This window comes from Methyloversatilis universalis EHg5 (genome assembly GCF_000378945.1).
Classification (GTDB): domain Bacteria; phylum Pseudomonadota; class Gammaproteobacteria; order Burkholderiales; family Rhodocyclaceae; genus Methyloversatilis; species Methyloversatilis universalis_A.
This window is the reverse complement of record NZ_KB900539.1, coordinates 398537-420478: the sequence shown is the minus strand read 5'-3', so window position 1 is coordinate 420478 and position 21942 is coordinate 398537. Positions and strand designations below refer to the sequence as shown.

General features: G+C 68.3%; 18 protein-coding genes. 4 read left to right on the top strand and 14 right to left on the bottom strand.

Translation table 11 applies throughout. The annotated features are described in order from the left end of the window. Positions 1 to 36: 36 nt before the first annotated feature. The gene (locus METUNV2_RS0101870) at positions 37 to 231 is read right to left on the bottom strand and encodes a hypothetical protein (protein WP_018227820.1); all 195 of its coding nucleotides are present in this window, start codon (positions 229 to 231) and stop codon (positions 37 to 39) included. Positions 232 to 473: 242 nt separating this feature from the next. On the opposite strand from METUNV2_RS0101870, the gene METUNV2_RS0101865 reads away from it, so the two are divergent. Continuing rightward, positions 474 to 1127: a hypothetical protein gene (locus METUNV2_RS0101865; protein WP_036271253.1), complete on the top strand. Its 654-nt coding sequence runs from the start codon at positions 474 to 476 to the stop codon at positions 1125 to 1127. Here the strand turns inward: METUNV2_RS0101865 and METUNV2_RS0101860 are convergent. The 3 genes from METUNV2_RS0101860 to METUNV2_RS0101850 all read right to left on the bottom strand — a co-directional run bounded on the left by METUNV2_RS0101860 (position 1124) and on the right by METUNV2_RS0101850 (position 5084). Then, complete coding sequence (locus METUNV2_RS0101860; protein ID WP_018227818.1) at positions 1124 to 1963, bottom strand: alpha/beta hydrolase; 840 nt, start codon at positions 1961 to 1963, stop codon at positions 1124 to 1126. The two genes, METUNV2_RS0101865 and METUNV2_RS0101860, sit on opposite strands and share 4 nt — an antisense overlap. Positions 1964 to 2038: 75 nt before the next feature. Next, the gene (locus METUNV2_RS0101855; protein ID WP_018227817.1) at positions 2039 to 4456 is read right to left on the bottom strand and encodes a bifunctional diguanylate cyclase/phosphodiesterase; all 2418 of its coding nucleotides are present in this window, start codon (positions 4454 to 4456) and stop codon (positions 2039 to 2041) included. A 4-nt stretch (positions 4457 to 4460) separates the two neighbouring features. After that, on the bottom strand, positions 4461 to 5084 hold the full coding sequence (locus METUNV2_RS0101850; RefSeq protein WP_018227816.1) for a methylamine utilization protein: 624 nt from the start codon (positions 5082 to 5084) through the stop codon (positions 4461 to 4463). A gap of 319 nt (positions 5085 to 5403) precedes the next feature. Between METUNV2_RS0101850 and METUNV2_RS0101845 the strand changes: the two genes are divergently transcribed. Beyond that, positions 5404 to 6186, top strand: coding sequence for a DUF4394 domain-containing protein (locus METUNV2_RS0101845; protein WP_018227815.1), 783 nt, complete (start codon positions 5404 to 5406; stop codon positions 6184 to 6186). Positions 6187 to 6222: 36 nt separating this feature from the next. On the opposite strand, the gene METUNV2_RS0101840 is transcribed toward METUNV2_RS0101845, so the two are convergent. Beyond that, entirely contained in the window at positions 6223 to 8151 is a 1929-nt protein-coding gene (locus METUNV2_RS0101840; protein WP_026187792.1) for a PAS domain-containing protein, read from the bottom strand. On the opposite strand from METUNV2_RS0101840, the gene METUNV2_RS0101835 reads away from it, so the two are divergent. Both METUNV2_RS0101835 and narL read left to right on the top strand, forming a co-directional pair. Then, positions 8150 to 9751: an ATP-binding protein gene (locus METUNV2_RS0101835; protein ID WP_051081864.1), complete on the top strand. Its 1602-nt coding sequence runs from the start codon at positions 8150 to 8152 to the stop codon at positions 9749 to 9751. The two genes, METUNV2_RS0101840 and METUNV2_RS0101835, sit on opposite strands and share 2 nt — an antisense overlap. Then, positions 9748 to 10395 carry a two-component system response regulator NarL gene (gene narL / locus METUNV2_RS0101830; RefSeq protein ID WP_008064156.1) on the top strand — a complete coding sequence of 216 codons (648 nt, stop codon included), beginning with the start codon at positions 9748 to 9750 and terminating at the stop codon, positions 10393 to 10395. The genes METUNV2_RS0101835 and narL overlap by 4 nt, the downstream gene beginning before the upstream one ends. Positions 10396 to 10483: 88 nt before the next feature. Here narL and METUNV2_RS0101825 read toward each other — a convergent pair whose 3' ends face one another. Genes METUNV2_RS0101825 through peaA form a run of 9 tightly spaced genes read right to left on the bottom strand, consistent with a single transcriptional unit; the run spans position 10484 to position 21715 of the window. Next, positions 10484 to 11278, bottom strand: a complete 795-nt coding sequence (locus tag METUNV2_RS0101825) for a TorF family putative porin (protein ID WP_018227812.1) — start codon at positions 11276 to 11278, stop codon at positions 10484 to 10486. A gap of 37 nt (positions 11279 to 11315) precedes the next feature. Next, positions 11316 to 12653 (bottom strand): flavin-dependent monooxygenase QhpG, encoded by a 1338-nt coding sequence (qhpG, locus tag METUNV2_RS0101820; RefSeq protein WP_018227811.1) that lies wholly within the window; start codon positions 12651 to 12653, stop codon positions 11316 to 11318. Continuing rightward, entirely contained in the window at positions 12650 to 14809 is a 2160-nt protein-coding gene (gene ccsA / locus METUNV2_RS0101815) for a cytochrome c biogenesis protein CcsA (protein WP_018227810.1), read from the bottom strand. The genes qhpG and ccsA overlap by 4 nt, the downstream gene beginning before the upstream one ends. Further along, positions 14802 to 15446 carry a subtilisin-like serine protease QhpE gene (gene qhpE / locus METUNV2_RS0101810; protein WP_018227809.1) on the bottom strand — a complete coding sequence of 215 codons (645 nt, stop codon included), beginning with the start codon at positions 15444 to 15446 and terminating at the stop codon, positions 14802 to 14804. Before qhpE ends, ccsA begins: the two co-directional genes overlap by 8 nt. Then, positions 15443 to 17170 carry an ABC transporter ATP-binding protein gene (locus METUNV2_RS0101805; RefSeq protein WP_018227808.1) on the bottom strand — a complete coding sequence of 576 codons (1728 nt, stop codon included), beginning with the start codon at positions 17168 to 17170 and terminating at the stop codon, positions 15443 to 15445. The genes qhpE and METUNV2_RS0101805 overlap by 4 nt, the downstream gene beginning before the upstream one ends. Before the next feature lie 3 nt (positions 17171 to 17173). Beyond that, positions 17174 to 18283: a quinohemoprotein amine dehydrogenase subunit beta gene (peaD, locus tag METUNV2_RS0101800; protein ID WP_018227807.1), complete on the bottom strand. Its 1110-nt coding sequence runs from the start codon at positions 18281 to 18283 to the stop codon at positions 17174 to 17176. A gap of 31 nt (positions 18284 to 18314) precedes the next feature. Next, complete coding sequence (qhpC, locus tag METUNV2_RS0101795) at positions 18315 to 18635, bottom strand: quinohemoprotein amine dehydrogenase subunit gamma (protein ID WP_008064143.1); 321 nt, start codon at positions 18633 to 18635, stop codon at positions 18315 to 18317. Next, positions 18632 to 20074: a quinohemoprotein amine dehydrogenase maturation protein gene (gene peaB, locus METUNV2_RS0101790; RefSeq protein WP_018227806.1), complete on the bottom strand. Its 1443-nt coding sequence runs from the start codon at positions 20072 to 20074 to the stop codon at positions 18632 to 18634. Before peaB ends, qhpC begins: the two co-directional genes overlap by 4 nt. 27 nt (positions 20075 to 20101) lie before the next feature. Then, complete coding sequence (gene peaA / locus METUNV2_RS0101785; protein ID WP_018227805.1) at positions 20102 to 21715, bottom strand: quinohemoprotein amine dehydrogenase subunit alpha; 1614 nt, start codon at positions 21713 to 21715, stop codon at positions 20102 to 20104. Positions 21716 to 21942: the final 227 nt, after the last annotated feature.

The following is a 21942-nucleotide window of genomic DNA, read 5'->3' as shown; positions in this document are numbered from 1 at the left end:
GGCCGTGACGCGAGGGCGCCTGGCGGCACCCTCAGATCATTCCTGGGCGCGGTAGATGTCGCGCAGGAAGGCGTCCGGGTCGGCCACTGCACTGCGCGGGCGCACCGCCTGGGCACGGCGGCCACCCGCTGCCGCATCCAGGTGCGGCAGCCAGCCCGCGTTCAGCACTTCGTCGCCGTAATCCTGGCTGCGGCCGATCGACTTGCCGCTCATGAAATCGAACAGATCCATCTTCGTCTTCCCGTACCCGACTGCTGATAAGGCGGCTATCGGCCAACAACGTTCCGGCCTTTAATCATCCGGACGGCCGATCCACCGCTGCACCGATTCCTGAGATGGGCGGTGCGCCCGTCCATCCGCGACCTTGCCGGCCGTTCTCGCTGGACTAATCTGGAGAAGTCTGACCTCCTCCCCGCATATTCATGTCCGGTCGCCGTGCAACCGCACTTTTGCTGCCACATCTGCTGCCACTCATGCTGCTCTGCACTGCGCAGCTCGCAGCCGCCGGGCCGGCGGAAAACCAGGCCCTGATCGATGCCGCGCGCGCCCGCTGGGAAGGCTCGCCGCAGGCCGGCTGGATGGTCCGCATCCTGCCGCCGTCGGTCGATGCCGCCACGCTGCCTGAAGCCGGCTCCAGCGGCGCCGCGCTGCTGGCGCGCTACTGCGTGCAGTGCCACCACTTGCCGAATCCGGCCATGCATCACCCGGACAAGTGGCCGAAGATCGTCGACCGCATGGTGGTGCGCATGCGCGGACACGGAAACCGTGGCGCCCAGATGAAACAGATGATGGGAGGTCTGGCGGCGCCAGACGAGGAAGAACTACACATGCTGATCGGCTATCTGCGACGTAATGCACAGAAGCCCATCGATGTTGCCCGCTATCCGGACCTGGACACGCGCGGTCGCAGTTTCCGCGACGCCTGCGCGCAGTGCCACGTGCTGCCCGAACCGGCCAGCCGCACCGCCGGCGAATGGCAGCGCGTCGTGCGCCGGATGGAACGCAATATGGCGTGGATGAACCGGGTAAGCGGCTCGCAGCCACTGCCCGGTGAGCCTCAGCTCGAAGTGCCGGACATCCTGGCCTATCTGGCGGCGCACGCGGCGCCGGCCACCCGCGCGCGCTAGTTGCCGGCCTGACAGCCCGGTTCGTCGGCAGCCGAATCGGCCAGCGTATCGTCGAGCCAGTCGAGCATGCGCTGGCCCACCTTGCGCCAGTCGGCTTCGAGCATCATGCCGTGCCCCATGCCCGGAAACACGTGCGGCTGCACGCCCAGCGCACGCGAGGTCATTTCGGTCAGGGCCGGCGGAATGATGGGGTCGCATTCGGCGCCCAGCAGCAGCATCGGCGGCCGGTGCATGCGCGCCGGCTGGGGCAGGTTGAACAGGGTCATGTCCCAGATCACCCGTGCCGATTCCGGCTGCACCCGGGCTGCCATCTGCTGTAAGCGCTCCATCGACACCGGCTGTGCGAACAGCGCGTCGCGCAGCGCATCGAGCGAGGTGCCGCCGCCGGCCAGCAGCGTGTTCAGTTCGGACATCAGATCCGGCTTGCGCATGACCAGGCCGACCGCCGAGGCCCACAGACCCTGCGGCGGCACCGATGCCATCAGGACGGCCGCGGGCACCTGTCTCATCTCGAGACACTTCTGTACCACCATGCCGCCCATCGAGTGTCCGATCAGTACCGGAGGCGTATCGAATCCGTCCATCACCTCAAGCACGTCCCGGACGTAGTCGTCCAGGCTGATCAGGTCGAGGTACTCGCGCCCGGGACTGCCGCCGTGGCCGGACAGCGACACTGCAGAGGCTTCGTAGCCGGCTTCCGCGAAGAAAGGCAGGAAATGTTCGTCCCAGCACCAGGCCGCGGTGTAGGCGCCATGCACGAACAGCAGCGGCACGGCTTGCGCACGCCCGGCCGGTCGGCGGGTGATGATTTCCAGGGGGCCCTGGCGCTTGATCATGGAAAGTACTCCGTCAGTGTCTCGATACTGTAACCCGAAGCAGCATCCGGGCCAGCAGACCTGTCCGCATCGTGCTCAATCGGCAGTGGCCAGCGTTGTTTCCGGCGCCGCTCGAACCGCCGCCGCGGTCGGCAGCGGAGGCTGCGCCCAGCGCGAGTCACGGAACCAGCGCTCCAGCGCGTCAGCCGGTATCGGCTTGCTGATCAGGTAACCCTGCGCCAGATCGCAGCCGAGCGCGCGCAGGCGTTCCAGCACCTCTTCGCTTTCCACGCCTTCGGCGGTCACCTTGAGGCCCATGTTGTGGGCCAGTTCTATGGTCGAACGGACGATGATTTCGTCGTTCGGGTTGTCCAGCAGGTGCATTACGAAGCTGCGGTCTATCTTCATTTCGCTGACCGGCATCTGGCGCAGGTAGGACAGCGATGAGTAGCCGGTACCGTAGTCGTCGATGGACATTGCACAGCCGGTCTCGCGCAGCGCCTGCAGATTGGCGAGCGCACGCAGCGGGTCGTCCAGCACCGCACTTTCGGTGATTTCCAGCGTAATCAGCCGGGCCGGACAGGCATGCTGCCGCAGCATGTCGGCGAACACCGCCGGCAGGTCAGGATTCAGCAGGTCGCGCGCCGAAATGTTGAGCGACACGTTCACCTCCAGCCCGTTGGCCAGCCACTGCCCACACTGCCGGACGGCGGCATTCATCACCCACAGCGTGATCGCCTTGATGTAGCCGGTCTGTTCGGCGAAGGGGATGAATTCGAACGGCGGTATGAATCCGCGGGTCGGGTGTATCCAGCGCACCAGCGCCTCGACGTGGTGCACGTGGTCAGGCTGCGTGGCCACCTTGGGCTGGAAGTACAGCACCAGCTCGTCGCGCTCGACCGCATTGCGCAGTTCGGACAGCAGCGACAGCCGTTCGACGTTCTGGTCCTGGTGGCGCGGATCGTAGATTTCAGCCACCGAATTGTGGCGCTTGGCCAGATACATCGCGATGTCGGCATGGCGCATCAGGTCGCGTGCGCTGCCGCCCTGCTCCGGGCAGGCCGACACGCCCATGCTGGCGCTCACGTCCACCATCTGACCATCCAGATTCATCGGCTGGTTGATCGCCTCGGCAATGCGGAACGCCACGCCGAGCGCCTGACGGACGTCGGCCTCCGGCAGCATGACCGCGAATTCGTCACCGCCCAGCCGGGCGACCTGGTCACGCACATTGCGCAGAGCTTCGCGCAGGCGGCGTGCCACTTCTTTCAGCAGCAGATCACCGAAGTCGTGGCCCAGCGTGTCGTTCACCATCTTGAAGCGGTCGAGATCGAAGCTGACCACCGCCACGCTGGCGGAGCGCTCACCGGCTTCGCGGATGTATTCGTCCAGCCGCTCGGCGAAATAGGCACGGTTCGGCAGGCCGGTCAGCGCGTCGTAATAGGCCAGTTCGGTAATGCGCGCCTCGCGCGAGGCGATGGTGCCGGTCATGTGGACGAAGGCGTCGGCCAGCTGGCCGATCTCGTCGCCGCGTGCCACCGCCGGCGGCTCGCCGTACTCGCCGGATTCGACGCGGCGGGCGAATTCGGCCAGCCGGACCACCGGTGAGGCGATAGAGCGGCCCATGAAGGCGCTGGCCAGCAGTGCAATCACCATGCCCAGCAGCGACAGCCCGGCCCACTCCCGGTACAGCCGCTGCCAGGGTGCCAGGGCGCGATCCAGCGCCAGCTGCAGCACTGCGCCCACCTGTTCCTGGCCGCCGGCATCGATCGCGTGCAGCCTGCTTACATAGTCGCGGTCGACCAGCGACAGCGTGACCGGCTCGACCCGGATCGACGATCCGGGCAGCCGTTGCAGCAGTTCGCTCTGCACCGGTTCGGCCAGCGTGCTCGACACCAGTTTCCAGCCCTGCTGTTCGACGCCAAGGCGCACGAAGCTCACTTCAAGGCCGGTCACGCCCTTCAGTTCATTCATCAGCCGCTGGTCCACACCGAAGCCCATCACCACCCAGGCGACGGGCAGCGGCGCCATGACCGGCACCACCACCACCTGGTAAAGGCTGCCGGACACCACGGCGAAACCGCCGCCGCTCTGGGTACTGCTGCGACGCGCCTGTTCGATCAGCTGGTGGAGGCGATCCGGCGTGCCGCCGGGATCGAAGGGCGAACTGGCGATGACCGATTCGTCCAGCGCCAGCAGCAGCATCAGATCGGCACTGATGCGTCCGCCGTGATTGGCCAGCGCCGACGTGATGGTGTCGCGGTCACCGCTGAGCAGCGCCTCGCGAAAGCCGTAGTCGGCGGACAGCACGCGCGCCGCCTGTGTGAGCTGGCCCGTGCGTTCGCGCAGCATGCGATCGAATACCCGGTGGCCGGTCTGCAGCTCCTCGCGGACGTCATCCAGCGCACTGCTGCGTCCGATTTCACCGAACAGCAGCAGGCCGCCGGCCTGGGTGACCAGCAGCAGCGCGGCGCACCACGCAGCGATCTTCCACTTCAGGCCGACGCGCATCATGACTTCAGGGCTTCAGTTCCACGGCCAGCGTTTCGCTCAGGTCGCCAGCCACCCTCAGCGGGCGCAGCGGCAGATCGGGCTGGCCAAGACGGCGCGGGTGCCAGACCTGGACCTGATAATCGCCGAACGGCACGTCGCGGATCTGCGCGCTGCCGTCGCTGCCGGTCACCGCGAACCAAGGCGTATCGACCACCGACACGTAAGCCACCATCTGGTCGTGGATATTGCAGCCCAGCACCACCAGACCGGGCTTGTCAAACACCACCGGCTTTTCCGGCCGGCCGCTGTACAGCTTCAGTTCGAACACCTTGGCCGGCGAAAAGGAATAGACGTGGTGGCGGACCGTGTCGTTGTTCGGGAACTCGATCGCGGTGCCGACCTGCACGGCCGACACCTGGGGCATGAAGCTCTTGCGGACCTGTTCGATACGGGCCGGTCGCGGCGTCGGCAGATTTGCGCGCGATGCAGGCAGCAGTGCGATCACCACACTGTCCAGCGCGCGGCCGGACGGATCAAGCGCACGGTAGGCGACGTTGGCGGCCTGCGTCGCCGCAGCGGCGCAGGCGCCGACCACGGAGAGGACGCCGACGATCAGACGGCGGCGGAACGCAACAAGAGACACAGTCATTCTTTACATTTCAGGCAGGAAATCGGAATTACGGGCGAAACGCATTCATTCTTGAGCGTGTCCGATCGACGGCGCGGGAGAGACTCCCGACAAAAGAGACTCAAGCCCCGTGTCCGGGAGCCGTTTTCACATCCGGAACAGTCTTGCTGGCCGGACCGGTGTCTGGCCACCCATCGAACGGAGACCCGCAATGCCCCGAATCGCACAACCGGACGCCCGCGTCCGCCCTTCAGCCCTTGCCGCCCTTGCCCTCTCCGCCGGGCTGGCCGCCTGCGCACATCACCCTGCCGAACCGCAAGGCACTCAGCGCAAGGAGCTGGTGCGCGCCGTTACCCAGGACCACAGGCTGGTCAGCTTCAACGCCGGCCAGCCCGGTCGCCTGCTGTCGGACGTGAAACTGTCCGGACTGGCGTCCGGCGAAACGGTGCTCGGCATCGATTACCGGGTGGCCAAGGGCGATCTGTATGCACTGGGCAGCAGCGGCCGCGTGTTCCGCGTCGATGTGACCACCGGCGCGCTGACGCCGGTCGGCAGCAAGCCGTTCGCGCTCAAGCTCGAAGGCCGGCGTTTCGGCTTCGATTTCAATCCGGCGGCTGATCGCATCCGCATCGTGTCCGACACCGGACAGAACCTGCGCGCCCACCCGGACAGCGGCGAACTGGTCGATGGTTCCGCCGACCAGGCCGGACTTCAGCCTGACGGCCGGCTGCAGTACGCCGACGGCGACGCGCACGCAGCCGTGGCCCCGCAGATCGTGGCGGCCGGCTACACCTACAACAAGGACAACGAAAAGATCACCACCAATTACGCGATCGACGCCGCCACCGGCAGCCTGGTGCGCCAGGGCTCGGTAGAGGGCGTGCAGCCGGTGGTATCACCCAATCTGGGCCGGCTGTTCACGGTCGGCACGCTGGGCGTCGGCACGGTCACCGACGCCCACTTCGACATCGCCGACCTGAACAACGCGGCGCTGGCCACACTCACCACCGGCGGCGATGCGACGGTGCAGCTGTACGAGATCGATCTGAACACCGGCCGCGCCAGCCGCATTGGCCGGGTGGCCGACGGCAAGCCGCTGCGCGGCATCGCGATCGAACCCTGAGCGGTCGCACCGCCTGCCGGCGCAACCGGTGACGCCTTACTCGTCGGCGAACTCGCAGTGTCCCGGCCCCAGCTCGGCCGCCTGGGTGGCGGCCCGGCGGGCGGCGGCGAACATCGATTCGGCGCCGATGTAGCGGGCGTCGGCGATCGCGATGCCGACCGACACCGGCACCGGTACTTCGTCGGCGCCGATGTTCAGCGGTGCCGACAGTTCCTGCACCAGCCGGCTCGCCAGCTGCGACACCGCGGTGATCACTTCGGTCGAACCGGCCAGCGCGCGCGCGGTTTCGCCGGCACGGAAGTCGGTCAGCAGCACCGCGAACTGGTAGTTGTCCATATAGGTGACCGCCGCGCCCGGGCCATTGACCGGACGGAAGCGGCGCGCCACCCGGGCCAGCGCCTGTTCGGTTGCCTCGCTGCCGGCCTGCACCTGTGCGCCCGGGCCGGCCACACCGGTCGCCTGTATCTGTTCGACACCGGTCTGGGGCGGCGACAGCCGGTCGGCCAGCCCGCTCACATCCACCCACAGCAGCGCGAACGGGAAGTCGTTCACCTGCGACTGATGCAGCGTCCAGGCCAGCAGCGAATCGAAGATGGCGCGGCTGGTCATGCCGGTACGCGCCTCGAACCACATGCGGCGGCGTGCCTTTTCCTCGGCACCACGGCGCTCGCTCACGTCGGTGATGAAACCTTCTATCCCCAGCAGCTCACCCTGCGACGAGAACACGCCCCGCCCCTGCTCCCACACCCACAGGTAGTTGCCGCTCACGTCGGCCACCCGGTACGAAATCTGATAGGGCTTGTGCTGGGCCAGACTGGCCTGCACCTGCGCCCACAGGAATTCGCGGTCTTCCGGATGCACCAGGCTGCCGAAGGACACGCGGTGGTTTTCCACCAGTTCCCACGGCTCGTAGCCGATCAGGTCCACGCTGCCGTCGCTGACGAATTCCATCGTCCACTCCGGATCGTTGCGACCGCGGTAGACCATGCCCGGCACGTTGGCGAGCAGGGTGTTCAGATAGCGCCGGCTCGACCCCAGCTCCTCGCCGCGGCGGCGGCGGGTCACTTCGCTCAGGGTGCCGACCACACCCACCAGATCGCCGTCCGGCAACGTGCAGGTCTGCGCGCGCAGCATGATCCAGAACACATTGCCGCCGGTATTCACCATGCGCACTTCCATGCTCAGGTGATCGGTCTGGCCGCCGGCCACCGACAGCATGGCCTTGTCGACCGAATCCCTGTCCTCCGGGTGCACCGCGGCCGACAGCATGCGACCCCGGCTGTCCGGCATGCTGCGGCCGGTCAGCCGTTCCCATGCGCGATTCACATAGGCGACGCGCCCTTCGGCGTCGGTCTTGAACAGCACCAGATCGAGCTGGTCGAGCACCACCGACATCGAATTCTCGACCCCGTCGCGCGCAGGCGCTGCCGCCGCGTCGGCGCTGAACTGGATAAGCCGGCTGCCGGGTACCAGCGACAGCGGCGAAATGCTGGCGTGCAGCTTGACCGGACCGCCATCGGCGCGCACCAGACGCAGCACGCCTTCGGCATCGGTCGCGTCATCGGTGCCGGCGATTGCCATCAGCGTCGCGAAGCGCGGGTGGTCGACCGGATGCAGCAGATTGGTGAACGGCAGGCCAACCACCTGGTCGCCGCGACCGCCGTAATGCAGCAGCGCGAGAAAGGCCTGATTGGCGAAAGTGATCTCCTGCCCCTGTATCGTGACCGAAGGCGATGAAATGTTGTGGCACAGTTGACCCGCCCACTGCTCCTGCTGCGCAGTGGCTTCAGGCCTATGCGGCGAGCCCACGTACCAGGGCAGCTTGCGGGCCAGCCACAGCATGGACAGCCCGGTGACCAGCACCGCGACCGGCAGCACGTAAGAGGTCGTCGTACCGTGCCAGGAGCCGACCACCACCGAGAACAGCAGTGCCAGCATCCACGCTGAAAAAACGTACAGAGTCATGTTGATCCGATCCTTCTTCGGCCCGAGCGGGCGCTTCCCTCTGTATACCGGATTGGTGGCGACTCTGGCGGGCTGCATGGTGGCCGCCCTGCTCAGCATATGGGGCAGCGTCGAAATCGAGCAGCTGTTCCAGCAGGTGTTCGGGCGGCTGGCTGACCTGTGCGCAGAGGGCAGCTACAGCGGCGCGGTGGTGTGCGACGCCTTCCGCAGCGTCGAGAAGTCGCTGCTGGAGCGGGTGGCGGTCATGCTGCTGCTGCAGGTGCTGTGCAGCGCACTCATCCTGGCCGGCGCACTGCTCATCATGAAGCGCGCGCACGACGTGCTGGTGCGGCGCACTGAATCCGCGCTGTCGCTGATGTCGGACAGCGCACGCGTGCGCGGCCGCGATGAGATCAGCCGGCTGATCGACAGCCTGGCCGAACTGAGCGCGCGCCAGGCCGGCTTCGAAGCCGAGGGCCGCTGGCGTCAGCAGACCAGCGGCGAACAGCTCCGGCGCAAGAGCCAGGCGCTGCAGACCCTGCACCAGGTGGCGCGCATGTTCACCGATGGCGTGGTGTCCGAATTCAGCCTGCGCAACGGCCTGTCACTGCTGGAAACATCGCTCGGCGCGCGCACCGCAGGGCTGGCGCTGAACCCTGCCGCGCACAAGGCGCTGGGCACCGTCGCGCTGCTGCACACCCGGGGCGAGCCGGCGGTGCTGCGCCAGCTGGGCGTCGAACAGAATGCGCGCGAAGTGAGCGCGCGGGTGGTGCCGCCCTCCGGCGACTGCGCTGCGCATTCGCTGGTGGTGCCGGTGTGCCGCGGCGACGTGTCGGTCGGTACGCTGGTGATCGAATTCCCGGAAAACGCGCGGGTGGACGACCCGCAGGTGAATCTGGCGGAAAGCTTCGCCCACCTCGCCGCACTGGCGATTTCCAGCGTCAGCCGCAGCCAGGAGGAACGCCGGGTCGCGCTGATGGAAGAACGCAGCGCCATCGCCGGCGAACTGCACGACTCGCTGGCGCAGTCGCTGGCCTACATGAAAATCCAGGTGGCGCGGCTGCAGCGCGGGCTGGACCGCGAGAAGCATCCGACCGACGTGGCGCAGGCGGCGCGCGAACTGCGCGAAGGCCTGTCCGCCGCCTACCGCGAGGTGCGCGAACTGATCGCCGCCTTCCGCGTGCGCATGGGTCCGGGCGGCCTGCTCTCTACGGTGCAGGACGCGGTGGACGACTTCGGCCAGCGCAGCGGTCTGGACATCAGCTTCGTGCACGACCTCGGCCGCTGTCACCTCGAGGTGAACGAGGAATTCCACGTGATGCAGGTGATCCGCGAAGCGCTGTCGAACACGGTGCGGCATGCGCGCGCCTATCATGTGTGGGTGAGCATGCACTACGGCCCCGAGCATCTGCTCACCGTGGTGGTCGATGACGACGGTCGCGGCCTCACCAACCCCTATACCGAAAGCAACCATTACGGGCTGAGCATCATGCGCGAACGCGCCCACTCGCTGGGCGGCGACGTGTCGGTGGTGCACCGGCCGGGCGGCGGCACCCGGGTGCAGCTCACCTTCGCACCGCAGAAGCTGCCCGCCGAACTGATGACAGAAGGCACGACATGAGCATCCGCATCCTGCTGATCGACGACCATCCGCTGTTCCGCAAGGGCGTGGCACAACTGGTGCGCGCCGACGAGGAACTGGAACTGGCCGGCGAAGTCAGCGACGGCGCCAGCGGCATTGCGCTGGCCGCCGAGGTCGATCCCGACCTCATCCTGATCGACCTGAACATGAAGGCGATGAACGGCATCGAAACGCTGCGCCAGCTGAAGGCGGCCGGCGTGCGCGGGCGCTGCGTCATGCTCACCGTGTCAGACGACGAACGCGACGTGCTGGACGCGATGAAGGCCGGTGCCGACGGCTATCTGCTGAAGGACATGGAGCCGGAAGAACTGTGCGCCCGCATCAAGCAATCGGTCGGCGGCAATGTGGTGCTCGACGCCAGCGTCGCCGGCCTGCTGGCGCATGCGCTGAATGCGCCGCCGGCCGCCTCGCACAGCGACCTGACCGAGCGCGAACGGGAGATTCTGGGCCTGCTGGCCGACGGCCGCAGCAACAAGGAAATCGCGCGCGAACTGGGCATTTCCGATGCCACGGTGAAGGTGCATATCAAGCACCTGCTGCGCAAGCTGAACATGAAAAGCCGGCTCGAAGCGGCGGTGTGGGCGCTGCAGAACCCTCAGTTCAGGCAGGCGCTGCAGGGCTGACCGGGCCAGCCAGCGAAAAAACGCGGCGGAGCACAGGCCCCACCGCGCAAGGGCGCCGCTGCGGAGCGCCCACGAGGATGCAGATCGATCAGAAGGTGCGCTTGATGTAGGCCAGCCACTTGCTGTCGCCGGTGTCCTTGCAGCGCGTCTGCACACCACCGGCGTTGTCACAGATCGTGTACAGCGTCTTGTCCGCATTCGTGTCGATGTAGGCCACCGACGCCTGCCAGCCGCCTTCGAAGTTCTTCGTCACGCCCAGCTTCCAGTCGGTGAAGTCGTAGTCGCTGTAGTTCTTCACCTTCTGGTGACCCACGTGCGCGTTCACCACCCAGCTCGGCATGAACTCGTAGTTCGCGTTCAGCTCGATGTAGTCCGATCCGTCCGAATCCGCGCCGAACGACTTCGTGCTGAAACCGAAGTAGTCGGTCACCGCGTACGAGTACTTCAGCTGCACGAACTTCCAGCTCACCGCCGCATTCAGTTCCAGCGTGTTCAGCGTTTCGGTGCCACCGCCCGTCAGGTCGTACTTGCCGCCCGGAAAGATGAACTGCAGGAAGCCCACGTCGAAGGTCCAGTCGCCGTAGGTCTTGGCATAGCCACCGTACACGTCGATCTCACCGGTCGCGTTCGACAGCGCCAGATCGCTCACATTGGTGCCCCAGATGCCCAGATAGGCGCCGCTCTCGTGCGCGAAATCGAAGCCGCCCTGCACCGCCGGGTTTTCCTGCGTGTACGAAATGCCGCGGAAAATGTACTGCGAGAACACGCCGATGTTCGACGTGATCGTGTACGCCGGCGCAGCCGCTTCTTCAGCCTGGGCCGACAGCGGCAGTGCGCCGGCCAGCAGCGCGCACAGCAGGACGTTCAGTCGGTTTCTTGTCATTGTTCAACTCTCCTCTTGCGGTGGTGAAATCGCCGGATCAGTGCCCGGCATGGGTAAGAAGGGACTGCGCCTGCAGCCAGTGCAGCGCGCGCGCCACCGCCTCCGGCGGCGCCTGCAGGTGCTGGCCGATGTCGGCGGGTGCGGCCGGCGCGCCGGCATGCAGCAGTTCGTCCAGCCGGCCGAGATCGATGCCGTCGATGAAACGCACGCCACGCGGGTGTTCGCCGCTCACCACCACGCGGCGTTCAACGATGTAGCCGTCCTCGACCACCGGCCGCGATGCGAAGGAGGCGCGCCCCGGCCGCGCCGCCTGCAGCGGCGCCAGCGAAGGCGCACGGGTCATGCGCGCCCAGAAGGCCTCGTCCCGCCAGTGGGTTTCGGTCGCGTAGTGCTGGTGCGCCGCCTCGATGCGCGAGCGGAACACCGATTCGGCACGCTCGTCGAGATAGCGCAGTGCCAGTGCCGACGACTGTGGTCGCTGCAGCAGCGTGTTGATCACCGGCACCGCGGCGATGGCGGCCGACGCCGCCTCGAACATGCCGTGGCCGGACAGCGGGTCGCAGGTATAGGCGGCGTCGCCGATGCGCAGCCAGTCGGCTTCCGCGATCACGCCGCGCAGCGCCGGCTGTATGCCGCGCGCCCGTGCCGGCCCGGTCGGCTGCAGCGCACGGCCGAAGCGGCTCGGCAGCCGGCTGAGCATCAGCATGCAGGCGGCGTGCGCGGCATCGAGGTCACCGTCGTGCGCGACCAGCAGTTCCGGCAGCACCACCACCTGTACATGGGCGCGGCCGGCCGGATCCACGCCGCCCCAGGCCCAGCCGGCTTCGAAGGATTCGATGAAGGTGGTGCGCGACTGTGCGCGCGCGCCGTCGAAACTGCGGCCGAGTGACACCAGCGTGTGGCCGGCCAGGCGGTCGGCCGCGGTCTTGGGCGCGGTATGGCCGCGACAGTCGGCCAGCAGCGCCGCGCGCAGGGTCTGCCGGCGGCCGTTCGCGTGCTCGAACACGACCGCCCGCCCCGGCTCCGGCAGCGGGTCCACGCTGCGCACCAGACCTTCCTTCACCTCGATGCCGGCGGCCTTCACGTCGCGCAGCAGCGCCTGGTCGAATGCGCTGCGCTCGACCACGAACTCGCCATTCATCTCCACTTCCTGCGCGTTCCAGCAGGACACCCGCTGCCAGCGCGGCCCGAGCAGATCCAGCGCGTGGCTGCAGCCGGACTGGCGCAGCGCCTCCACCACCCGCTGCGACACGCCTTCCACCGCCGGCCGGCTGCGCCGGCTACCCAGCAACCGCGGACGCATGCCGTGGCGCGCCAGTGCCAGCGCCAGCAGGCAGGCCGCCGGCCCCAGTCCGAGCACGGTCATGTCGTTCATGCAGTCACCTCCCTGCTTCCGGCCGGCGCACGCAGCGCCAGCCACAATGCGCCGACCGTCGCCAGCGTGAGCCCCAGCCACAGCAGCGAAGCGAAGGGCAGCACGCGCAGCACCACCACCGCCTGCGCGGTCTGCGGCCCGCCTTCGAGCGCGGCCACCGCGGCCGAGGTCGATACCCACAGCTGCAGGTCGCGCGACCAGCTGCGGTCTATGAAGGGATGCAGCACATAGCCCGGCCGGTCGGCGTAGCGGGCATAGCGGTAATCCAGGATTTCGCAGATCTGGCGCACCGGCCCGGCATAGCCGGCGATGGCGCTGCGGCCGTCGCGGTACAGGGTCTGGCCGCGCAGCACGCCGTGCGCCGGCGTATCGAGCTCGACCTCGGCCACCGCACGGAAGGCGCTGTCGGCCGGACCGCGCCCGCCATCCGGCGCACGGTCCACCGCCAGCCCGGTCACGCGGAAGGCATAGCCACCCGGAGCGGCCTGCCAGTCGGCGCCCAGCCCGACCAGATGCTGCGAATAGCCATTCAGCGCGGTCGCCACCAGCCCGCCCCACAGCGCGATCACCGCGCCCACGTGCAGCAGGCCCAGCGGCAGCGCATAGCCGGCGGAGCGCCGCGCATGCCAGGCGGCATGCACGCTCCACGCGGCACAGGCCAGCGCCAGATAGCCACCGGCCAGCAGTGCGGCGTCGACCCGCGGCAGCAGCGCCACGATCTGCTGCGACAGCACGCCGCCTCCGGCATAGCGCTCCGCCAGCAGGCCGCCCTGCAGCAGCACCGCGGCGCAGGCCAGCAGCACGATGAGCAGCGACGCCGCAGCCATGCGGGCCGACAGCCGGCGCAGGAAGAACCAGCCGCCGACCAGGCCGATGAGCATCATCGGCCACAGCAGGTGGCGCGCCAGCGCATAGCCATCGACATCCCACTGCGCGAAGGCGGTGCGCAGCAGCGGCAGTTCGCTGCCGCGCGCCCAGCTGCGCAGCGTTTCGAAGAAGGGGCGCAGGTCGTCCGGCCGCGGCGTGCCCTGCCACTGCGCGAAGCAGGCCCAGGCGATGTGCCCGGCGGCCCACAGGCCGATCAGCGCGAACCCGACCTGGGTGGCGCGCAGCGCCCAGGTCGCGACGCTGGTGCGATGGGCGACGTGGGCCGCCACGCGCCGGCCACGCCACGCCATCGCGACGCCGGCAATCAGCAGCAGTGCGGCGATGGACAGATGCGCCGGCCAGGTATCGGCACCGACGTAGCGGTGCGAACTGGCCAGCAGGTCGTTGCGGGTCACCCCCATGGCCAGCGCGGTCATCGCCGCGGCGGCCAGCGCCGTCGCGGGCACCCAGCGCCACATGGCGCGGCCGGCGCGCCAGCCGCCGACCCCGTGCAGATGAGCGCCGAGCAGGCACCACACCGCGAACACCGCGGTCTGCACCGGGTCCCAGTGCCAGACCTGGCCGTACATCGCGTCCTCGAACGCCCACACCATGCCGAAGCCGATGCCGGCGGTAAGCAGCGCCCAGGCCCGGCGGGCGTGCGGCAGCGCGCCGGCCGGCCAGCGCGGGGCGGCACCGGCCAGCGCCTGCAGGGCCGGCGCGGCCAGCGACAGCGTCCACGCGTAGGCGGCCAGGATGAGCGGTGCGTGCAGCAGCATCCACACCTTCATCAGATGCGCATTCATGCCCTGCGACGCGGACTGCGCCAGCCACGCCGCCGGCGTGGCCGCGAACGGCCGCAGCCACAGCACGATGAGCACATAGGCGGCCGGCAGCAGTGAGGCCGCATCAAGGCGCGCGGTGCGGGCGGCGGCACCGCGCGCCGCCAGCGTGACGCAGAAGGCGGCGAGCAGCAGCAGCGTGCCTTCGTCGCCGCCCCACAGATTGGCCAGTTTCAGATGCGCCGGCAACGCGCTGCCGCTGTAGCTGTAGATCCAGACGTAGCGCACACCGGTGCGGTCGGTCAGCAGCAGCAGCGCCAGCGCACACAGCGCGCCCCACAGCAGGCCGGCGGACAGGGCCAGCGCCTGTGCACGGCGCGGCGCACGCAGGCCGGCATGCAGTGCCGCCGCGGCGGCCAGCGCGAGCAGCGCATCGCCGGCACCGGGCAGCGCGTACAGCAGCAGCGCCGTCAGTGCGGCCACGATCAGCGCGAAGCGCTCAGGCATGACGGCGCTCCGGTCCGATGTGCAGCGCCATGGACTGCAGCCGCGCGCGCAGCGTGTGCGGCGCATGGCCTTCGGCCAGCAGTGCGGCCAGCAGCCCGCTCATGCGGGCGGTGGCGATGCTGGCGCCGCCGCCCAGATCCGGGCGCCCCGGGCGGATCAGCGGGTGGGTGCCGAAATCGGCCGCGGCGGTCGACAGCCAGGACACTTCGCCCGGCGCGCAGCGCGCGTCACCGGTCACCGCAATGCAGTCGGCGAGAGCAGCCGGGTACACCGGCGCACCGCGCGCCGGGGCGGACGCCACCAGCACCACGCCCTGCGCCGCCACCTCGGCGCAGGCCGATGCCAGCCGGCGGCTGGGTGCCGCCATGCCGAAACTCAGATTGATCAACTGCGCGCCCTGCGCCGCCAGCCAGTACAGCGCCTCGACCACGCGCCCGACCTCGGCTTCGCGGGTGCGGTCGAACACCGGAGCCAGCAGCAGACCGGCGGACGGGCAGTGTTCGAGCAGCGCGCCGGCCACCTGCCGGCCATGACCGCCCTCCTCACTCTGCAGCGCCTGCGGATCGGAACAGGCGAGCACCGCGTGCGCCAGCCCGGCGCCGACCGGGCCGTCTATCAACCCCACCTTCACCGTCATGCCGGCGCTCCCGGCGGGAAGTCGATCACCTGGTCGAACTGCGCCGGGTCGAGCGCGCGATGGCTCACCACGATGCGGGTGGCACGCGGCAGCAGCGCGTCGACCGCGGCCAGCGCGCGCGCTTCGAGCGCGCCGTCCAGCGACGAAGTGCCTTCGTCGATCACCAGCACCGCCGGCGTCATCAACAGCGCGCGCGCCAGCGCCACCCGCTGGCGTTCGCCACCGGACAGCGAGGCACCGCGCGGCCCGACCCGGGTCGCCAGCCCGTCCGGCAGACGGGCGGCGAAGTCGTCGACGCCGGCGGCACGCGCCACCGCGGCAACGTCGGCCTCACTGGCGTCCGGGCGGCCGTAGCGGATGTTGTCGGCCAGCGTGCCGGTGAACAGCACCGCCTCCTGCGACACCACCACCAGATGCCGGCGTAATGCCGCGCGGTCGATGCCGCGCAGGTCGACGCAGCCCAGCGACACCCAGCCGGCGCTCGGCTCAATCAGCCGCTGCAGCAGATCGATGAAGGTGGACTTGCCGCTGCCCGACGGGCCGCGCAGCCACACCCGCGCACCGGCCGGTATCGTGAGGTTCAGTCCGCTGAAGGCGGCGCGCGGCGCCCCGGCGTGGGTACAGGCCAGATCGCGCACGACCAGATCACCCGCCATCAGCGCGCCGTCCGGCAGTTCGCCCGCCACCTCGGGCGGCTGCGGTACCGCGCGCAGTTCGTCCACCCGGCCCAGCGCCACCTTCACCCGCTGCCACTGAAGGTAGAGGCCCATCAGCGCATGCAGCGGCGCACTGGCGCGCTGCACGCAGGTGGAGAAAGCGACCAGGGTGCCCAGCGTGAGCGGGTCGCCGGCCAGCATGGACAGGCTGCCGACGACGAAAATTCCGATCACCGCCAGCGACAGCAGCAGGTTCGGAAAGGCGCCGCCCAGATAGCCCCACAGCTGGGCGGCCAGCAGGCGTTCGCGCACCGTGGCGTGCAGGCCGCCCAGCCGCGACAGTTCGCGCGCCTCGGCGACATGGGTCTGTATGCAGCGCACCGCGCCCACTTTCTCGACCAGAAAGCTGGACACCTCGACGCCAGCGTCGCGCGACTGGCGCGACAGCGCCTCGATGCGCGGCCGCACCCAGGACAGCACCGCGGCATTGACCGCCATCAGCAGTGCCAGCAGCAGGGCCAGCTTCGGACTGAGCAGCGCCAGCAGCAGCACGGTGCCGACCAGCGTCAGCAGCGAATTGATGGCCGACAGCAGCGCATCGACCGCGAAGCGCTGCACTTCGCCCAGGTCGCCTTCGAGGCGGGCCAGCAGGTCGCCCTGGCGGGTGCGGGCGAAATACGCCGGCGGCAGCCGGAGCACATGCGCGAACAGCGCTTCGCGCATGCCATGAAGAATGCGGGCCGACGCACCCACGTGGATGCGCCGGCAGGTGAAGCCGATGGCCAGCGCGGCCAGCGCCAGCGCCACCATCCAGCCGCCGGTCGCCAGCACGGTGCCCGCGTCACTCGCGAGGATGCCGTCGTCGATCAGCGTGCGGGTCAGCAGCGGCTGGGCCAGGCCGGCCAGCACCGCCAGCAGCGACAGCAGCAGCACCCGACCCAGCGCCGCGCGTTCCGGCCGGACGAAGCCGGCAGCCCAGCGGTACAGGTCGGACAGCCGCTGCGCCGCCGGTGCGGCGGCTGCAGCGGCCGGCGACTGCGGTGCGACAGGCAGTGCGTCGGCTTTCATCGCTCAGCGCTGGAAGATGCGCAGCGAGGTGAGCACCTGATCGCCACCGCCCGGCGTGCGGATATTGCCGAGGCGCTTCAGCGTGGCGCTGTCATACACCGCGATGTCGCCCTGGGTGCCGCCGATGTACAGCTCCTTGCCGTCGCTCGACACATTCACGTTGTAGTAGGTGTGATCGAGATCGACCCGGTCCATCTTGCCGGTCTTCGTGTTCACCTTGGTGAGCTGGGTATAGACGGTATAGGTTTCGTCGCGGCGCACCGGATTCACCACGGTGGAGAACAGCACGACGCCGGCATTTTCGAATTCCTTGAAATGCACCTTGTCGGTTTCGAGATCGAGCGACCAGATGCCGGCGCGCAGTGCTGCCGGATCGCCCGGTTTCTTGTTGGCGTGCGTCACGTAGTAGGGCGTGGCGAACACATTGGTCTGTTCCCACTGCGGCCACACCGCCAGCGTGTCCGGCTCGCCCTGGTCGCCGTTCTTCCAGCTGCGCCACGGGTGCTGACCCTTGACCGCGCCGGTCTGCGGATCGAGCTTGAGCATGTCCCAGCTGAAGGCGTACAGCGTGTCGCCCTTGGGCGACCAGGCCAGCGTGGACACCCGGCGCGGCACCTTGAGCCTGCGCACCGGCTCGGCGTCGGTACCGGCGTCGGTGCGGTAGATGGCGATGTAGGGGTCCATCACCTTGTACTCGCCCGGCAGCAGCTGGGTCGGGTTCACATAGACCGCCAGTTCCTTGCCGTCCGGGCTGAGGTCCATCGGGAAAGGCGACTTGCCGCGGATGTCGCCGCCGGACAGTTCGGCGCGGAACACTTCCTTGCCGCTGTCCAGGTCGATGCCGGACACGGTTTCCCAGCGGTTGTGGATGACGTAGGCCATCTTGCCGTCACGCGAATGCACCAGCGTGAGCGGGCTGTTGCCGAGCGAAGTGTTGGGGATGGTGTGGGTCTTCACCACCTTGCGCTCCTTCGCGTCCATCACGAACACGAGGTTGGGGCGGGCGGCGGTCACCAGATAGTCCTTGGCCGCAAACGCGGTGGCCGGAAGGGCGCCGAGCAGCGCGACGCCGAGGCTGGCGGCCAGTGCGGCCGCCGTGGTCTTCATCTTCATGGTCAGGAATTCCTCTTGTCTGTACGCGGGCTTATTTCGGGAACACGCTCTGCAGCGCCTTCCAGTCGCGCGCCGCGTCGTCCTTGCCGGTGTTCCAGTCCTGGTAGTTGTGCAGCGTGTCCGGCACCTGGGCCGGCCACCAGCAGGGGTCGGCACAGCCGTAGAGATCGGCTTCCATCGGCTGGCACAGGCCGGCCACGCCGAGGAAAGGATCGAGCTCCCAGCCCGGGTCGAAGGTGGTGGCGCAGCCGGCGACGGCGGCGGTCATCGACACCACCTTTTCCACCGCCTCGTCGTTCGGGGCGGCTTCGATCTGGTGGGCCTTGCGGTTCAGCGGTTTCAAGCGGTTCATAGTTCAGAGCTCCTGTTCGCGACGTGCTGGTGAAGGAAGGCCGGGTTCTTTTCGAGGATTTCGAGGTAGGCCTCGATGCCGAAATCGACCCACTCCCTGAGCAGTTCGCAGTAGTGATAGACCGGCGAATACGGGTCGCTGAAGTTGGCGTAGGACTCGTGGTAGCAGCCGCCCGAACACAGGTTGCGGATGCGGCAGGTCGAGCAGCCGCGCTCCGAGCGGTCGAGCGCGTTTTCAAGGAAGGCACCCAGCTCCGCCTTGGCAATACCGGTGTCGACGTTGCCGAAGGTCGGCAGCTCGGAGCCGGTGAAGCGGTGGCAGAGATTGAGTTCGCCCTTGTGATCGACCGCCAGCAGCCCGATGCCGGCACCGCAGGGCAACGCCTTGCGGCGGCCCTCGTACAGGTCGGACAGCAGCTGGTGCATGTTCGAGAAGCCGATGTTTCGGCCCTCGACCGCCGCCGCCACGTACTCGCGGCCCAGCGTCTTCATCGCCTCGAACACCGCGCGCAGTTCGTCACCGACCAGGTTGAAGGTGGTGACCGGATTGCTGGTGACCGGCGCGAAACCCACTTCGGCGAAGCCCAGTTCGTCCTTCAGGTGATGGTGGATGGCCGCCACGTCGGAATAGCCCGCCGTCAGCGTCACCCGCGCCCCGACCGAGCGCGCGGTGTAGCGTGACAGCAGCATGCGCGCCTTCTTCGCCACCACCTCGTAGGTGCCCTTGCCGCCTATGGTCTTGCGGCGCAGGTCGTGCACCGCCTGCGGACCGTCCATGCTGATCGAGATGCCGAAGGAATGTTCGTTGAACCAGTCGGCGATCTCTTCGGTGAGCAGCGTGGCGTTGGTGGTGAGCGAGAAGTCGACCTGCTTGCCCTCTTCGCGGCAGCGCTCCTCGGCGTAGGCGGTGACCGCCTTGATCAGCCGCATGTTCGACAGCGGCTCGCCGCCGAAGAAAACCACGTTGATGCGGTCGCGCTTGGCCCCTTCCTTCAGCAGCAGCTCGATGCCCTTCTTCGCCTTGTCGAAGTCGAGCTTCTCGCCCTTGGACGGGGTGGTCAGGTCTTCCTTGTAGCAGTAGGTGCAGCTCAGGTTGCAGCCGGTATTCACGTTCAGCACCAGGGTGCTGAGCGGGAATTCGGTCACGCTGATGCCGGGGCCGTGATCGGGCTGCGCGGGATCGCCGCGCAGCACGCCCAGCGACTTCAGATCCTCGATCGCGTCGGCGATCAGCGTGGGCGACCCTTGCCCCGAGAAGCGCTGCTGCAGCTCCTCGAAACTGACGGTCGCCTTCGGCCGCACGAAGTCGAGCACCTCGGTGGTCACGCCGTCGAGGTCGAAAATGCCGGTGCTGGGCACGTGCAGCAGCACGCGCCGCCCCTTCACTTCGACATCGTGGAAGGCGTGGCTGTCTACGTAGAGCAGATTGGCGTCGGACATGATGGCTGTTCCGGTGACGGCCCGCGTTCAGCGGATCGGGGGATCGTTGAAACGCTGCACGGTGACGATCAGCGGCGCGGTGGCCTTGACCGTGCGCGTGCCGTCCTTGACCGCCGCGGTCACCTTCAGCTCGCCCGCGTTATTGGTCCGGTACTTGCGCTCCGGATTGGGGCCGGCGTCATTGGTCATGAACAGACCGTTCTGGTCGATGCGACCGGCGAACTTGGCGTCCTTCATTTCGGCCGCCACCTTGTTCAGGTTGTCGAAGGACCACGCGGCCGGCATGGCGCCCAGCGCCACATCGTCGGCCGTACCCTTCTTGCCGTCGGCGCCCACGGTGTAGGCCAGCGCTTCCAGCTGGGCCGGCACCTTGTTCATCGAGCCGCCATTGCCACCGACCCGCGCCATCGGGTGGTCCGGCGTGATCTTCACGTAGTCGATGCGCTGGAAGACCTTGAGCGCGTCGCCGCTGCGCGCGTTGCCCACCTTCACTTCGCGCGGGCCGCTCACGGCGTCCTTCGCCGATTCGACCTCGACCACCACGCGGTCCGCGCTGCGCTCAGCCACCGACAGCACTTTCACGCCGCCGCCCAGGCTCACGTCACCGTCCAGCCCGACGCCATTGATGACCAGGCGGGTGCGGCTGCCGGCTTTGAGCGCCGCCGGCTGCACCGACAGCACCGCGGGCTTCGCACCGTCGGCGCGCACTGCGCGCAGCGTGCCGCCGATCGCGTCATAGCCTTCTTCGAACCAGCGGCCGGACAGGCTGCGGCCGCCGTCTGCCAGCGTCATGATCTGGTTGATCGTGCGCTCGCCGCTCTTCAGCGTGGCGCGCCATTCATGGCCGGTGTAGACAATGGCCGACCCCTTCAGCGTTTCGCTGCTGCCGTTCTCGAAGCGCAGCACCATGGTGACCGCATAGGCGTCATCGCCGGTGCGCTGCACCGTGGCCGTGCCTTCGTAGGCGCCGCTGCCCGGCTTGTTGCCCACCAGGCGCCAGCTGCCGCTGGCATCCGCCGGCTTCTGCGCTTTCCACTTGGTCCAGCTGTCGGATTCGAAGCCGTACACCTTGCCCAGTTCGACCGACGCGTCGCCATTGGCGATTTCGAACCAGTTGCGATCGCGGCCGCTGGCCTGGATTTCGATCGCCGGGAACTGGCCGACGTGGAAGTGCACCAGCTTGCGCCAGTCCGCTTCGGTGCGCCGCTGCACCGCGATGCGGCCGTAGGAATGGCAGCGCGCGCAGGTGTCGCCGATCAGCTTGTTCTCCGGGTGCTCGACCACGCTGGGCGTGCGGTCCACGATGTAGCGGTGGGCCGCCGACTCGTCCGGCGACAGGCCGTAGGCGTCGGACAGGTACTTCACGATGGTGGCGCGCTCTTCCCGGCTCATCTTGACGCCGTGGGCAAAGCCCATTCGGGCCACCGTCATGTCCCAGCCTTCGGGCGTGCGGCGGCCTTCGCTGATGCGGTCCCATTTGCCTTCGCCCTTGGCGGTGTGACAGGACGCGCACTTGGTATTGACCAGCGCTTCGGCCGCCGGCGCCGCGGCATAGGCCCCGGCCACCGCGAGCTGTGCGGCCAGCCCGGCCGCGAACGCGAATGCGCGCGGCAGGGCCCGGTTCTTGTCTGTTCTTCGCATTGCTTACCTCTTCCTGGATGTTCGAGAAGGGGCGCCGCGCACACGGCACGGCGCCGGTGAATCACGGTTGCGGAGGAGCGCGCTGACCGTGCCAGGGACTATAGGAGGCGGTCCGGCGGGGGCGTTATCGGGAACCGGCCAGGGTTCCCTCGCGCACTATCAAGATTCGGCCTGTTCGTCGGAGCGCAGCAAACGGGTGTATTGCCGCACCCCGGGGGGAGGCCTAC

Coding starts and splice junctions, on each gene's coding strand:
- peaB (WP_018227806.1), bottom strand. CDS start 20,074: ATGTCCGACGCCAATCTGCTCTACGTAGACAGCCACGCCTTCCACGAT.
- qhpE (WP_018227809.1), bottom strand. CDS start 15,446: ATGACGGTGAAGGTGGGGTTGATAGACGGCCCGGTCGGCGCCGGGCTG.
- qhpC (WP_008064143.1), bottom strand. CDS start 18,635: ATGAACCGCTTGAAACCGCTGAACCGCAAGGCCCACCAGATCGAAGCC.
- METUNV2_RS0101840 (WP_026187792.1), bottom strand. CDS start 8,151: ATGACTCTGTACGTTTTTTCAGCGTGGATGCTGGCACTGCTGTTCTCG.
- METUNV2_RS0101855 (WP_018227817.1), bottom strand. CDS start 4,456: ATGATGCGCGTCGGCCTGAAGTGGAAGATCGCTGCGTGGTGCGCCGCG.
- METUNV2_RS0101865 (WP_036271253.1), top strand. CDS start 474: ATGCTGCTCTGCACTGCGCAGCTCGCAGCCGCCGGGCCGGCGGAAAAC.
- peaA (WP_018227805.1), bottom strand. CDS start 21,715: ATGCGAAGAACAGACAAGAACCGGGCCCTGCCGCGCGCATTCGCGTTC.
- METUNV2_RS0101850 (WP_018227816.1), bottom strand. CDS start 5,084: ATGACTGTGTCTCTTGTTGCGTTCCGCCGCCGTCTGATCGTCGGCGTC.
- METUNV2_RS0101870 (WP_018227820.1), bottom strand. CDS start 231: ATGGATCTGTTCGATTTCATGAGCGGCAAGTCGATCGGCCGCAGCCAG.
- ccsA (WP_018227810.1), bottom strand. CDS start 14,809: ATGCCTGAGCGCTTCGCGCTGATCGTGGCCGCACTGACGGCGCTGCTG.
- narL (WP_008064156.1), top strand. CDS start 9,748: ATGAGCATCCGCATCCTGCTGATCGACGACCATCCGCTGTTCCGCAAG.
- qhpG (WP_018227811.1), bottom strand. CDS start 12,653: ATGAACGACATGACCGTGCTCGGACTGGGGCCGGCGGCCTGCCTGCTG.
- METUNV2_RS0101860 (WP_018227818.1), bottom strand. CDS start 1,963: ATGATCAAGCGCCAGGGCCCCCTGGAAATCATCACCCGCCGACCGGCC.
- METUNV2_RS0101835 (WP_051081864.1), top strand. CDS start 8,150: ATGTTGATCCGATCCTTCTTCGGCCCGAGCGGGCGCTTCCCTCTGTAT.
- METUNV2_RS0101805 (WP_018227808.1), bottom strand. CDS start 17,170: ATGAAAGCCGACGCACTGCCTGTCGCACCGCAGTCGCCGGCCGCTGCA.
- peaD (WP_018227807.1), bottom strand. CDS start 18,283: ATGAAGATGAAGACCACGGCGGCCGCACTGGCCGCCAGCCTCGGCGTC.
- METUNV2_RS0101825 (WP_018227812.1), bottom strand. CDS start 11,278: ATGACAAGAAACCGACTGAACGTCCTGCTGTGCGCGCTGCTGGCCGGC.